This window comes from Halomonas sp. 3A7M (genome assembly GCF_014897875.1).
Classification (GTDB): Bacteria; Pseudomonadota; Gammaproteobacteria; order Pseudomonadales; family Halomonadaceae; genus Vreelandella.
In genome coordinates, this window is record NZ_JABUZD010000111.1 from 1 (window position 1) to 13,913 (window position 13,913).

Sequence of the window (13,913 nt, forward strand, 5' to 3'; positions counted from 1 at the left end):
CCACGATGTCAACGTGGCGCTCTAACCAACTGAGCTATGGTCCTGCTGTGCAACGGATGCGTATTCTACGGCTTCATAGCTGAATTGCAAGTAGTTTTTAGCACTTTGAAATGACGTAAATGAACTACCCCCCTCAATTTTAATGTCTTATCGACACTTATCTACGGTTACCGCTAAGCTAAACGTAGATTAACCACTATTCACGGTTAAACCAGGAGGCAAATCTTGCTTGGGCCTTTGCTAGGATGCATCGCCATCTCATTGTTACTCGCCACACTGATTGCCCGCGTGCCTATGCGCTGGTGGTGGGTGCGCAGTTTTGAATTTCCTCGACTGCAAATTGCCGTACTGGCTTTAGCGTGTGGCTTAGCTAGCCTGTGGTTATTAGACCCAGGGCCGTGGCGGGTTACCGCGACACTGGCCTCACTCGCCACGCTAGCGCTTCAGCTGCGCTACATTTTGCCATGGACAACGCTCTGGCCTGTGCAGGTAAAAGCCGCCCATAATGCCCCTAAAGACCAGATGATTACGCTGCTAATCGCCAATGTACTGACACCAAACCGCCAGTCAAAAGAGTTACTGGCGATGATAACCCACCACCAGCCCGACATGATTCTGACGTTAGAATCTGACCAATGGTGGCAAGAACAACTTGACCCAGCATTAGATGCGCTGTGGCCTTATAGCGTTAAGATCCCCCTAGATAACCTTTATGGTATGCACCTCTACTCTCGCCTAGCACTGAAAGATACTGAGATTAAGTGGCTTATCCAGGATGACATACCTTCGATTCACACCCAGGTAGAGCTTAAAAGCGGCCAGCATATTCGCTTATTTGCCGTTCACCCAAGACCACCAGCACCCAATGAAAGCGAAAAATCTTTATGGCGTGATGCAGAGCTGTTGTGGATTGGCAAAGAGATACATCGACACCCAAAGGCCACTATCGTTGCCGGCGACCTGAATGATGTTGCCTGGTCACGTACAACACGCCGTTTTTGTCGCATAGGGGGTATGTTGGACCCACGCCGTGGTCGCGGCTTGTACAGCACCTTTCACGCTAATTACCCCCTATTGCGCTGGCCTCTCGACCACGCGTTTGTCAGCGAGCATTTCACCCTCGTCAACATGCAACGACTCGGGGCGTTCGGGTCTGATCACTTCCCTATATTGGCCACTTTTTGCTATCGGCCTTCGCGTCAAGATGAACACGAAACGCCCGATGCCAGTGCAGAAGAGCGTCAAGAGGCGAACGAAACCATTCAAAAGGGCAAAACGGAAAAGCAAGAAACCTAACCGTCTGCCCTCTGAATATCTCAATAGAGGCTACTCAGGTATGCCTCCTTGCGTTAGTACCGCAGGGTCTAGCAAACGCTCGAGCGTTGAGCGATCTAGATCGGTCTCTTCCTCCGCAACGTCAATGATTGGGCGCCCAGCTTGATAGGCTTTTTTAGCCACTGCGGCGGCGGCGTTATAGCCAATCACGCTATTAAGGGCCGTGACTAAAATAGGATTCCGTGCGAGCGGCCCCTGTAAATTATCGTCACGCACTTTGAATGTGGCGATAGCACGCTCACCCAATAAGGTGGCGGTGTTACTCATCAATGTAATCGATGTGAGAAGATTCGAAGCCACTAGCGGCAGCATCACGTTGAGCTGGAAATTTCCACTCTGACCCGCCACCGTTACCGCGGCATCCAGGCCGATGACTTGCGCTGCCGCTTGGGCGGCCGACTCAGGAATCACAGGATTTACCTTACCCGGCATAATGGAACTACCAGGCTGTAGTGCCTCAAGCTCAATCTCGCCCAACCCCGCCAACGGCCCCGAATTCATCCAGCGCAAATCGTTAGCGATCTTCATAACCACACAGGCCAACCCTTTCAACTGCCCCGACAACTCTACGGCAGCATCCTGGGATGCCAAGCTGGCAAAAAAGCTATCATTAGGCACAAAAGGTAGGCCCGTTTGCTGACTTAAATCGCTAGCCATTAGCTCGGCAAACCCCTCAGGCGCGTTAATACCGGTGCCCACCGCCGTGCCGCCTTGCGCTAATCGACACAGCCTTGTCATGGCACTATCAAAACGCTCGATGGCCTGCCCCACTTGGCTCGACCACGCTCCTAGTTCTTGATCCATACGCAGCGGCATGGCATCCATCAAATGGGTACGACCTGTTTTAACAATATGGGCCAGCTCACTCGCCCTACGATCAATCGTGGCCTGCAGCGTCACCAATGCGGGACGAAGCGCTTCATTAACGGCTATCGCTGCCGAGAGGTGAATGGCCGTTGGGATAACGTCGTTACTCGACTGCCCCATATTAACGTGATCATTTGGCGTTACTTCGACCCCTTCACGACTGGCAAGCGTCGCTAGCACTTCATTGACGTTCATATTGGTCGACGTACCAGAGCCTGTCTGGAAAACATCGATAGGAAAATGCGCATCATGCTGGCCACTAATCACTGCCCGAGCCGCACTCTCAATCGCCTCTGCGCGGGGTTTATCTAACAACCCCAACTGACAGTTACTTCGCGCAGCAGCGAGCTTTATTCGCGCGACAGCGTGAATAAATGCTGTGGGCATGGGGGTATGCGAGACAGGGAAGTTGTTGATAGCCCGTTGGGTTTGAGCGCCATAAAGCGCATTTGCAGGTACATCGAGCTCACCCATGCTATCCCGTTCAATACGTGTATCCATCCTGGCACTCCTTTTAAAAAACGCCTTAGCCAACGCCGCTCACATCACTAACATCACGTTTCCCAACGATTATTTTAGTGATAACGGTTATCTATACGCTTAAGCCTAGTCCTACCGGCGCGTTAGGTAAATCCGTGCGTATCACCGACTCACACAGCTACACTCACACGATCCTTAAATTCACTTCACCATAATGTTGCACCGCACAAAAAGCCCTGTTATGCTGCAACGCAAGATAACTAGATATCAGCCGCGGTGGACGCTTAACAAAACCGTTGCTGATCAACCAACACTAACGGCACCGCCAATCAATGGGCCGATTAGTGAGCAATGGAACAGGAGTGTTTACCATGCAAACATTTAACACCAACGAAATGACTCAGCAGTTCGACAACATGTTCATGGCACCTGTGCGTGCATACATGACGCTAAGCATCGATTACTCTGAAAAAATGCTTAACGCACAGTTTGATGTCAACAAATCTTACGTAGATACTAGCATCACCCAAATGCGTCAGCTGATGAGCGTGAAAGACGCCAACGGCCTGCGTAGCTACATGGAAGGCCAGCAGAAAGTGGCTAAAGAACTCGCTGAGCGTGTAAAAGGCGATGCAGATAAAGTTGTTGCTCTTCAGCAAGACTTCTTGCAGAAAGGCCAAAAACTGACAGAAGATAATGTTAAGCAAGCGCAAGCTGCTGCTAGCAAAATGAGCAAAACTGCTTAATCTGTTAGTTATTGACTTGCTGTCATTAAAACGCCCCTGCCAGTGATCTGGCAGGGGCGTTTTAGCAATTGCGCTTTACCAATTAAGGGCAGACTTGACGAAAGGAATAGTCAGTTTCCGTTTAGCGGATAACGATGCTTGATCAAGCGTTTCCAGTGCATGGCACAAATCCCCCAACTCCCTCGGTCCGCGGTGCATAATGTAGCGCCCTACATCATCAGGTAACTGCATTCCACGTACGTTGGCGCGAAGCTTTAACGCTGCTAGGCGTTCGTTATCATCCAACGGATGCAGGTGAAACGTAACTCCCCAGGTTAGCCGTGATGCCAAGTCCGGCAATGCAACGTCTAGTTGGCGTGGAGACGTATTGGCGGCAATCACTAAGGCTTTTCCAGCGTCACGAAGCCGATTAAAGGCGTGAAACAGAGCCTCTTCCCAACGCTTACGCCCGATCACATATTCAAGATCATCAATGGCGACGAGATCCAGACGTTCGATATCCTCCAGCATCAGCGGTGGGAAATGACCAAGGTCTGCCAATGGAAGATAAAGTGCCCGCTTATCTGCATCCGAGGCGGCGTGACACGCCGCCTGTAAAAGATGGCTACGGCCACTGCCCGGCGCGCCCCATAAATATAAGAACGGCTCAGCATCAGACTTAAGCTGCCGGCTCAGGTACTCCATTAATGAAGCGTTTGCTTGTGAGGCATAGTAATTATTAAATGTCGCGTCGTCTCGCAACCCTACCCCAAGCGGTAGCTGTGCCGGTAATCGGCTCATGGTGACTCCCTTTCGTCGTGACGACCCAGTCCATCATTGTAATGTTGCTGTTCTTGCGGACGTTGCTCGGCATCATAGAGAGCACTGCCTTTATAACGATCTTTAATTTCCCTTAAAAGCACCATAATGACCGCTGCGGCAGGCAATGCTAAGAGTACGCCCGTCAGACCGAAAAGATGACCGCCCGCCAGTACCGCAAAGATAACCGCAACAGGATGCAAACCTATCTTATCGCCTAACAGCTTAGGCTGAAGTATGACACTTTCTGCCGCCTGACCGATACCGAATACCGCGATCACGCCCAGCACAGCCCACCATGTATCAAATTGGAAAAGCGCCACGATAAGCGCCACCACTAACCCCACAATAAAACCAAGGAACGGCACAATACTGACAAGCCCAGACACAACACCAATCAGCAGGCCGAAGTTCAGCCCCATCAACGTTAGGCCCGCCGCATATATAATGCCTAAACACAGCATGACCAGTAACTGCCCACGTAGAAACGCTGATAGAACTTCATCACAGCGCTGAGCCAAGCGGGAAACATCGCTTGCCCATTGGCGAGGAACCAAATCAGCAAGACTAGAAATCAGCCTGCTCCAATCAAGTAGTAAATAGAACGTTACGACAGGAATCAGGGCGACGTAGGTAACCCAGGAAACGAAAGCCATCCCAGAACGGCCTATTTGACTTAACGCCTGAGCTGCATAGCTACCTGCATCACGCCAGTTTTCGATCAAAGTTTCTCTAACGTTCGTTAGCTCAGCGCCTAAATCGTAACCCGTCCACTCCTGAACTTGCGGCGCTAATATGTTCTCAATCCAGTTGAAGACACTCGGCAACGCCTCTCCCAGCTGTTTTGTCTGCTGCACAACCAGAGGAATCAAAATAAGCAGGCTTAAAATAAGGATCAGTAACAGGACAAAAAAGACGCTACTAACTGCCCAGGGCCGCTTCATGCCTAACCGCTGGAAATAATTAGCGAGTGGGTCAGCCAAATAGGCCAAAATTAAACCCGCAATAAACGGCATCAGTACCGCATCTAATAAGTAGAGGCAGCCCACCAATACCACCAAAAAAACAACGCCCCACCATGAATGTCGCATGCTCTTTATATCCCTCCTGGAAAGATGGTTAGCGCCCTTAGCGTACTGAATAGTAACAAAAGTAGCGTATTGAACATCGGTTAACGCCGCACATCGATGCGACTTACGTCTCTGGGTGTTACAATCCGTTCGGTTAACGCCCCAGCACTGGCCATTTCGCCAGCACTACCCGTATTGCTATAGGCTTCACAGGATCTGTCATGACCGATACCTCCACTTCTCAGGCCACTCCCTCACTCAGCTATAAAGACGCAGGTGTCGATATTGATGCCGGCAACGCGCTAGTTGATCGCATCAAACACGTTGCCAAACGCACGACACGCCCTGAAGTCCTGGGTGGCCTTGGCGGGTTTGGCGCACTGTGTGAGCTTCCCGCTGGTTATAAACAGCCAGTCCTGGTCTCCGGCACGGATGGTGTCGGCACTAAGCTGCGTCTTGCCATGGACCTTGGCAAGCATGACACCATTGGCATTGACTTGGTCGCTATGTGTGTCAACGATTTGATCGTTGCCGGTGCTGAACCGCTGCTATTCCTTGACTACTATGCCACGGGTAAGCTGGATGTGGATATCGCTGCAGATGTCGTGACCGGCATTGGCGCTGGTTGCGAACTGGCTGGTTGCGCACTAGTAGGCGGCGAAACTGCGGAAATGCCCGGTATGTACGAGGGCAATGACTACGACTTGGCAGGCTTCTGCGTTGGCGTTGTTGAGAAGGCCGATATTTTAGACGGCAGCAAGGTAGCCGAAGGCGATGTACTGCTGGGATTGGCCTCTTCTGGCCCGCACTCCAATGGCTATTCATTGATTCGCAAAATTCTGGAAGTTAGCAACTCTTCACTCAATGATACTGTGGATGGGCAGCCGCTTGGCGACGCGTTAATGGCGCCGACGCGTATTTATGTGAAGTCGTTGCTGTCGATGATGCGCGGCACAGATATTCCCGTTCACGCGCTTTCCCATATTACGGGTGGTGGTTTACTGGAAAACATTCCTCGTGTTCTACCCGATACCCTCGCAGCCCATGTTGATCTTTCTACCTGGCAGCGCCCAGAAGTATTTAACTGGTTACAAGCCCAAGGCAATGTCAGTGAAACGGAAATGCACCGCGTACTGAACTGCGGCATCGGCATGGTGGTTGTAGTTCCCCAGGCCCAAGCTGGAGACGCTATGGCGCATCTGCAAGCTCAAGGCGAGACCGTATATCGAATTGGTCAAATTATTCAGCGCCAGGAGGAAGCCGTCGTTTTGGAGAACCTTCGCGCATGAGCAGTACCGACTTCAATAGTGGCACGTTCAACGACACCATAAACGACATGGCGCCAGAACCAACAGCGGCGCGACGTATTGTGGTGCTAATTTCTGGCAGTGGCAGTAATTTACAGGCGCTGATTGACGCGCAAAGCCATGATCGACTTGGCGGGGAAATCGTCGCTGTTATTTCCAATGAGCCTGATGCCTATGGCTTGAAGCGCGCCTTAGAAGCGGGTATTGAAGCCGTTGCGCTACCTCATCGCGAATATGACAGCCGCGATGCTTACGACGGAGCGCTAATCAAAGTCATCGAACGTCATGAGCCTGACTTGATTGTTTTAGCAGGCTTTATGCGCATTCTGACGCCCCGCTTTGTGCAGCGTTTTTTAGGCAAAATGCTCAATATCCACCCTTCACTGCTTCCCGCCTATCAAGGGTTAAATACCCATGCTCGAGCGCTGGCAGATGGTGTCAAACAGCATGGCTGTAGCGTGCATTTTGTCACTGAAGAGCTAGATGGTGGGCCTGTTGTGCTGCAAGCAGAACTGAACGTTACAAATGAAGATACCGTTGAGACGCTTAAGGAGAAGGTGCACGCTCGTGAACACCTAATCTTCCCAATTGCCGTTCAGTGGTTTTTGCAAGGCCGCCTGCAATATAGCGCTGAAAACGCCACCATGGATGGCCATCCCCTGCCCCCCCATGGTATGCGGCTCTCCCACACAGATGCTGCAGAAGAGCTAGACGAAGAGTTTGACGAAAACACGTAAACGTCACTGCTCTGACCATAAGAAACGCCTTACCGCTATTAGCGCGTAAGGCGTTTTTCGTTTAGCTTGCGGATATTAGGTGCGAGGCAGCGTAACGCCTCGTTGCCCCATATATTTACCACCGCGATCTTTATAAGATGTTTCACACATCTCATCAGATTCAAGGAATAGCATCTGAGCTACCCCTTCATGGGCATAAATCTTGGCAGGCAGGTTGGTAGTATTTGAAAACTCAAGCGTCACATGCCCTTCCCACTCTGGCTCAAGCGGCGTTACGTTAACAATAATGCCACAGCGCGCGTAAGTGGATTTTCCAAGGCAAATCGTCAGCACACTGCGCGGAATACGAAAATACTCAACCGTGCGTGCTAATGCGAAGGAATTCGGCGGGATAATACACACATCCCCCTTAACATCGACAAAGCTTTTGTCATCAAACGCTTTGGGATCGACAATAGCCGAATGTATGTTGGTAAACACTTTAAATTCATCGGCACAGCGAACGTCGTAACCGTAGCTGGACGTGCCATAAGAAATAACGCGCTGATCATTCACATAGCGCACCTGCTCAGCTTCAAACGGTTCAATCATGGCATCGCTTTGTGCCATGCGACGAATCCACTTATCAGATTTAATACTCATTTGTTACGTCATCACTCGCTAAAAGAAATAGTGGGGCCGCCGCTATGGCTGGCATTTACCGATTGCGCCACTTGTTTGGCAATATCTGCAAACGTGCGACTCACTGAGCTATCGGGTTCGGAAATCACGCTGGGGCGACCGGAGTCAGCTAACTCACGAATAGAGAGCGTTAACGGCAACCGCCCAAGAACTGTCGTATCATACTCTTCCGCGATGCAATCGCCGCCACCGGTACCAAAAATAGCCGCTTCGTGGCCGCAATTTTCACAATGATAAAGACTCATGTTCTCTACTACGCCAAGCACTGGCACATTTACCTTACGGAACATCTCAATGCCTTTGCGGGCATCAAGGAGCGCAATATCCTGAGGCGTGGTGACAATCACGGCGCCTGAAACAGGCACTTTTTGCGCTAGCGTCAGTTGAATATCGCCGGTGCCTGGTGGCATATCAATCAGCAGGAAATCCAGATTATCCCATTGGGTTTGTGTCAGCATTTGCTGAAACGCACCAACGACCATCGGGCCACGCCAGACCATCGCCTCACGGGTGTTAACCATAAAGGCCATCGACATCGCTTGAAGGCCGTGCGCTTCTAGCGGCAGAAATTTATTGTCCTCTGTCGCCTGAGGCCGCACGCCTTCTTTAACACCCAGCATTTGCGCTTGGCTAGGGCCGTAAATATCAGCATCCAGTACGCCAACACGATACCCCTGGGCAGAAAGCGCTAGTGCCAAGTTCACAGTAACGGTCGATTTTCCGACCCCTCCTTTCCCCGATGCCACTGCTACTATATGTTTTACACCGTCCATCAATGGCACTCCTGTCTATTGCGACTAATCTATCCGTGGTTTGAATGATACTCCTAGGCGGCCTATTTCTAAACCAGCATGCAAAAGCGGATGCAGGGGGTACCTACATCCGCTTTATTACGCTAGCAATCAGCGCACGATCAAGTGTATAGATCAGTTACTGTTTTGCTGCCCCTGGTCTTCAGAGCTAGCTTCTTCGGTTTGCTCAGAACCATTTGAATCAGTGCTGTCACTCTCTTCATCTGTCAAAGAAGGTACTTCATCATTCGCCGCATCGTTTACATGTAAGCGACCCTCCAACGAAGAAAGCTCGTCACGCCAGTCACTAAGCTGGGTTTCCAGGCGTGCAAGCTGACCTTCACGAGCTTCAATATCACTTTCAACATTGGCTAGTTCTTCACGACCAATATCCAGCGCGACCATGAGATCATCCATCTCACTGCGCACTTGGTCGAGGCTCTGTTGCTCTTCTTCACGCAGTTGGGTTAACGAATCAACCTCGCTTTGCAACTCATCCCGCTCACTGGTGAGCGAGTCACGCTCGCTTTGCAAATTATCCAATTCACTTTGAACGGCTGACACCTCTTCCTCAGTACCGGACAGCTGTTCGCTAGCTTCACTAATCTGGGTTTCTAAACTCGACAGTTCCTCTTGAGCGGCACTAAGCTCGTCAACGGCCTCCTGACGCTCTTGTTCAGCTTGCTGACGTGCCGACTCCGCTTCTTGGCGGGACTCTTCGGCACTTTGACGAGCTTCTTCAGCTTCCTGGCGAGCAGACTCAGCTTGGTCTCGCGCGCTTACCACTTGATCACGTTCTTCTTTTAGTGATTGCAGGTCGGCTTCAGCGCTCTCTACTTGCTCGCTTAACGCATCGACTTCTTGCTGAAGTGCATCACGCTCAGCTTCTAATTCTTCAAGACGCGATTGCACCGCATTTGTCTCACCCTGAGCGGACTCTAGATCGCTTTGTGCCTGAGCCTGCTGCTCTTCCAGCGATGCCATTTCCTCACGCATTGCACTTAAATCGGTCTCAGCTTGCTCAACTTCCGCAATCCGCTGGCTAAGCTGGTTATTATCTTGCTCGACGCTGGCTAACTGGCCCTCTAACGTTTCGACACGCTCTTGCCGTGTGCCCGAGTTCGATTGCGCCATAATTGCCCAAATAACAGCAATGGCGGCAATACCAGCAATGCCTTTGACACGGTTGTCTTTAAAAAGCGTTTTCATGTCTGGCTTACTCGCTGGCGCTTGATTATCCGAGTGGTTTGCTTCTGGCATACTGCGTCCCTCTCTTCTTTATTAGGCTACCGATATCAGCAGCGTTGATAGACATTTAGCACCTGACATTCTTTTACTAGCATACACATCTAGCAACATCTAGCCAGCGAACAACGTATATGACTAACGGCCCATACGGTTAGCCGCTTGTTGGTTAGCCTAGTGGTTACTTTCCTTAAAGCCTATCGCATCCGCAGCGGCAACCTCAAACCAAGAAAGCGTGGCGTGTAACGACACAACACTACCAATAATCAATAACGTAGGCGGCGTAATCTCACCTTGGTGAAATGCTTCAGGCAGCTGTTGCAAAGAACCAATATGCGTACATTGGTGCTGTGTTGTGCCCTGTTCAATCAGCGCCAAAGGGGTGCTGGATGCGAGACCATGGTCCATCAAAGCCTGGCAAATGGCCTCTAAGTTGCTCAGCCCCATATAAAATACCAAGGTTTGCCCAGGGCTAGCTAACGCCTGCCAATCAAGCGTGCTCTCTCCATGTTGCAAGTGGCCCGTGACTAAGCGAACCGACTGCGCATGGTCTCGGTGTGTCAGAGGAATGCCCGCATAAGCGGCACAACCGGATGCCGCTGTAATACCCGGGATGACTTCTACCGCCACATTTTCAGCCATGAGCGTTTCTAATTCTTCTCCACCTCGGCCAAAAATGAAGGGATCTCCCCCCTTGAGACGCACAACTTGCTTACCTTGCCTGGCCCAAGCCACCAATGTCTGGTTAATTTCATTTTGAGGGACGCTGTGCAACGCCTTCGCCTTGCCAACGTAAAACCGCTCAGCCTTAGGCCCAATCAGGGCTAGCACTTCATCGCTAACGAGGCGGTCGTAGAGCACCACTTCTGCTACCTGAAGCCGCTTATACGCTTTCAACGTCAATAGCTCTGGATCCCCTGGGCCAGCACCGACCAAACTTACCAAACCACCGCCAACTTTTTGGGCGCTAGCCGAGTGGCCTGTCTTTATAGTGGCTGCTTTTACTTCGCTCAAAGAAACACCCCGACAATAAAAAATGATCCAATCTATTAAAAAGCAATAGGCCTTCCTGTGTCGCGCCAAAGTTTCTATGGAAGACACTGAACGTCACACCAAAATTCCTTTATAGAATATATATAGATCAATTGATTTTAAAAAAAGCAAGCATTGTCAGTAATGGCTTACATATTAGTTACGTTTTTAGGGCTAACCTTTACGATTAACTTTTATTTGGCATATGCTTTGGAGCTTCACGCATGCTCGTGAATGATACAGCCCCAGTACCGCAAAGTACTGATAGCCTGATAGCCCAGATACCTGGGGTTATTTTTCAATTCTATCGATCACACTGCGGCCGTATGCACTTTCCCTACCTGGAAGGCGGGGGCGAGGCGCTGGCACACATCGACCGACAACAATTAGCGCATGACGCTGGCCAACTTATTGAACACCTAACCGGTCACGATCACCCCAAAATAATGTCATCTATTGAGCGATCTGCACGCTGGATGCTACCGCTCACGACTCGCTTCCGCCTCCCCTTCCCTAAAGGAAAGCCGCACTGGATTGCGGTAAGTGCTAACCCCTCCCCGGCATCCAATGGTGTTCGCTGGAGCGGCATCATGATGGATATTACTGATCAAGTCGCTGAAGAGCAGCGACTAAGAAAACTCTGCGACACCGACCCTTTAACGGGATTGCCTAACCGTCGCAAACTCATGGTGCACTTAACGCACCTAGCCTCATTAAGCACGCGGCATGGGACGCCTTTATCTATCATGATGGTAGATATAGATCATTTTAAACAGCTCAATGATCGTTGGGGACACTTGCAGGGCGATAGCGTACTTGAACAACTTGCCGTGCAAACTCAGCAACTCCTGCGCTGCGAAGATATGGTGGCAAGACTTGGCGGTGAAGAGTTTATGGTCGTGTTGCCGCTTACACCGCTGCAACAATGCCATAAACTCGCTGACCGTCTCCGACATGCCATCTCAAGCTACGATTTTGGAATCGGTGCCGGCCAAGTAACCGTGAGCATTGGTGTAGCGGAGTATCGGTGCGGTGAGCCTTTAGCCAACTTAATAGAGCGCGCTGATCAAGCGTTATACAGCGCGAAAGAGGTTGGTCGCGACTGCGTATGCCTTCTATCCTGATTTGAGCAATACCCAAAGGAGGCAACCCATGACAACGCTAGCTCAGAAAACCTGCGAACCTTGCAGTGGTAATGCCATACCGCTCACTTATAGCGCATGCCAACCCCATCTAGCAGCGCTTTCAGAGTGGCAGATTGTTGACCACGATGGCATCATGAAGCTGACGAGACAGTTTACGTTTCGCAACTTTGCCGATGCCCTGGCATTCACCCAGCGCGTTGGCGATATAGCAGAGCAGGCTGGGCACCATCCTGTCATTGTTACTGAGTGGGGTAAAACCACCGTGACATGGTGGTCTCATGCAATAAAGGGCCTGCATCTTAATGATTTCATTCTTGCCGCCAGAACCGACGAGGTAGCCGAATAAATGTTTGAGCAAATTGAGCGAGTCCCAGGAGATGCCATTCTCGGGCTGATCGAAGCTTTCAAAAAAGACACCAATCCCCAGAAAGTCGATTTAGGGGTTGGCGTATATCGCGATGCACAAGGCAATACGCCGGTCATGCGCGCTGTCAAGGAAGCAGAAGCTCGCCTGCTCAAGAATGAAACCACCAAGACCTATATTGGCTCTCACGGTGCCCCTGCTTACGGTGATGCTGTGCTGCCTATGGTATTAGGTGCAGATTCTTCCGTATTGAAAGCCAACCGCGCGAGCGCTACCCAGTCTCCTGGTGGAACAGGTGCACTACGCTTAGCCGCTGACTTTATTGCTCACCAGCTTCCTGGAAAAGGAATCTGGGTCAGCGATCCTACTTGGCCAAACCATCACGGCATTTTCACCGCTGCAGGTATCGAGCTTCACAAGTACCCCTACGTTGATGCTGACAACCGCCTTGATTTCGATGGTATGTTAGCCGCACTGAAAAAGATTCCTGAAGGCGATGTTGTGGTGCTTCACGCCTGCTGCCACAACCCGACCGGCTTTGACCTGTCTAAAGATCAGTGGCATGAAGTAATGGCAGTACTGAGCGAGCGCAAACTGCTGCCATTGGTTGACTTTGCTTACCAAGGTTTCGGGGAAGGCCTGGACGAAGATGCCTATGGTGTTCGTCTGCTGGCCGAAAACCTTGATGAAGTTATCATCACCAGCTCCTGCTCAAAGAACTTTGGCATTTACTGCGAACGCACTGGCTGCTTGATCCTAATTGCAAAAGACGCCGAGCAGATGGAGAACGTTCGCTCTCAGGCTGCCATTGTGGCCCGTGAGAACTACTCTAACCCTCCCGCCCACGGCGGCGCGATTGTTAGCGAAATTCTCCACGACGCTGAGCTGTCTGCAATGTGGCGTGAAGAGCTGACCGAAATGCGTGATCGCATCAATACGCTGCGTCGCGACTTCGCTGAAGCCCTCAAGCCTTACGGCCTTGCTGAAAAGTATGCATGCGTTGCAGAACAGCGCGGCATGTTCTCTTACACCGGTTTAACTCCGGAGCAAGTAGACCGCCTGCGTGATGAGTTCGGTATTTACATGGTGCGCTCTGGCCGTGCCAACGTTGCAGGATTCTCACACGAGAATTTACCTTACCTCGCTAAGGCCATCGCTGCCGTTAACGAATAAAGCCAGTGAGTTGTTAACCTTAGAGTCAACAGCTAAAACGCCCAGGCAAATTGCCTGGGCGTTTTTGTAGATGAATTGAAGATAAGCCACTGAACAGGCAAGCGATTGTTATGTACAATTGCCCGCTTGCCGCCAGAGCCTG

14 protein-coding genes are annotated in these 13,913 nt (G+C 50.9%); 7 read left to right on the plus strand and 7 right to left on the minus strand.

Translation table 11 applies throughout. The annotated features are described in order from the left end of the window. Positions 1-225 precede the first annotated feature (225 nt). A complete protein-coding gene (locus INT19_RS09505; RefSeq protein WP_193060567.1) occupies positions 226-1,296 on the plus strand; it encodes an endonuclease/exonuclease/phosphatase family protein in 1,071 nt (356 codons plus the stop codon). 30 nt (positions 1,297-1,326) lie between these two features. On the opposite strand, the gene INT19_RS09510 is transcribed toward INT19_RS09505, so the two are convergent. Next, a complete protein-coding gene (locus INT19_RS09510) occupies positions 1,327-2,703 on the minus strand; it encodes a class II fumarate hydratase (protein WP_193060568.1) in 1,377 nt (458 codons plus the stop codon). 350 nt (positions 2,704-3,053) lie between these two features. Here INT19_RS09510 and INT19_RS09515 point away from each other — a divergent pair, with 350 nt between their 5' ends. Next, positions 3,054-3,428: a phasin family protein gene (locus INT19_RS09515; protein ID WP_193060569.1), complete on the plus strand. Its 375-nt coding sequence runs from the start codon at positions 3,054-3,056 to the stop codon at positions 3,426-3,428. A 75-nt stretch (positions 3,429-3,503) separates the two neighbouring features. On the opposite strand, the gene hda is transcribed toward INT19_RS09515, so the two are convergent. Next, positions 3,504-4,208, minus strand: a complete 705-nt coding sequence (gene hda / locus INT19_RS09520) for a DnaA regulatory inactivator Hda (protein ID WP_038483749.1) — start codon at positions 4,206-4,208, stop codon at positions 3,504-3,506. After that, positions 4,205-5,317 carry an AI-2E family transporter gene (locus tag INT19_RS09525; protein WP_193060570.1) on the minus strand — a complete coding sequence of 371 codons (1,113 nt, stop codon included), beginning with the start codon at positions 5,315-5,317 and terminating at the stop codon, positions 4,205-4,207. The genes hda and INT19_RS09525 overlap by 4 nt, the downstream gene beginning before the upstream one ends. A 200-nt stretch (positions 5,318-5,517) precedes the next feature. Between INT19_RS09525 and purM the strand changes: the two genes are divergently transcribed. Both purM and purN read left to right on the plus strand, forming a co-directional pair. Continuing rightward, positions 5,518-6,585, plus strand: coding sequence for a phosphoribosylformylglycinamidine cyclo-ligase (gene purM, locus INT19_RS09530; RefSeq protein ID WP_193060571.1), 1,068 nt, complete (start codon positions 5,518-5,520; stop codon positions 6,583-6,585). Then, the gene (gene purN, locus INT19_RS09535) at positions 6,582-7,340 is read left to right on the plus strand and encodes a phosphoribosylglycinamide formyltransferase (protein ID WP_095604134.1); all 759 of its coding nucleotides are present in this window, start codon (positions 6,582-6,584) and stop codon (positions 7,338-7,340) included. Before purM ends, purN begins: the two co-directional genes overlap by 4 nt. Before the next feature lie 75 nt (positions 7,341-7,415). Here the strand turns inward: purN and dcd are convergent, their stop codons facing one another. From dcd to cobA, 4 genes are all read right to left on the minus strand, one after another. After that, positions 7,416-7,982: a dCTP deaminase gene (gene dcd / locus INT19_RS09540; protein ID WP_038483741.1), complete on the minus strand. Its 567-nt coding sequence runs from the start codon at positions 7,980-7,982 to the stop codon at positions 7,416-7,418. 11 nt (positions 7,983-7,993) lie between these two features. Continuing rightward, positions 7,994-8,794 (minus strand): iron-sulfur cluster carrier protein ApbC, encoded by an 801-nt coding sequence (gene apbC, locus INT19_RS09545; protein ID WP_193060572.1) that lies wholly within the window; start codon positions 8,792-8,794, stop codon positions 7,994-7,996. A 153-nt stretch (positions 8,795-8,947) separates the two neighbouring features. Next, the gene (locus INT19_RS09550; RefSeq protein WP_193060573.1) at positions 8,948-10,072 is read right to left on the minus strand and encodes a kinesin; all 1,125 of its coding nucleotides are present in this window, start codon (positions 10,070-10,072) and stop codon (positions 8,948-8,950) included. A gap of 159 nt (positions 10,073-10,231) precedes the next feature. After that, the gene (gene cobA, locus INT19_RS09555) at positions 10,232-11,002 is read right to left on the minus strand and encodes a uroporphyrinogen-III C-methyltransferase (protein WP_193060594.1); all 771 of its coding nucleotides are present in this window, start codon (positions 11,000-11,002) and stop codon (positions 10,232-10,234) included. 311 nt (positions 11,003-11,313) lie between these two features. Between cobA and INT19_RS09560 the strand changes: the two genes are divergently transcribed. From INT19_RS09560 to INT19_RS09570, 3 genes are read left to right on the plus strand one after another with little or no spacing between them, the layout of a single operon-like run. Beyond that, positions 11,314-12,213 (plus strand): GGDEF domain-containing protein, encoded by a 900-nt coding sequence (locus INT19_RS09560; RefSeq protein ID WP_193060574.1) that lies wholly within the window; start codon positions 11,314-11,316, stop codon positions 12,211-12,213. Positions 12,214-12,241: 28 nt separating this feature from the next. Next, complete coding sequence (locus INT19_RS09565) at positions 12,242-12,580, plus strand: 4a-hydroxytetrahydrobiopterin dehydratase (RefSeq protein WP_089038177.1); 339 nt, start codon at positions 12,242-12,244, stop codon at positions 12,578-12,580. Beyond that, on the plus strand, positions 12,581-13,771 hold the full coding sequence (locus tag INT19_RS09570) for an amino acid aminotransferase (protein ID WP_193060575.1): 1,191 nt from the start codon (positions 12,581-12,583) through the stop codon (positions 13,769-13,771). It begins immediately after the preceding gene. Positions 13,772-13,913 lie beyond the last annotated feature (142 nt).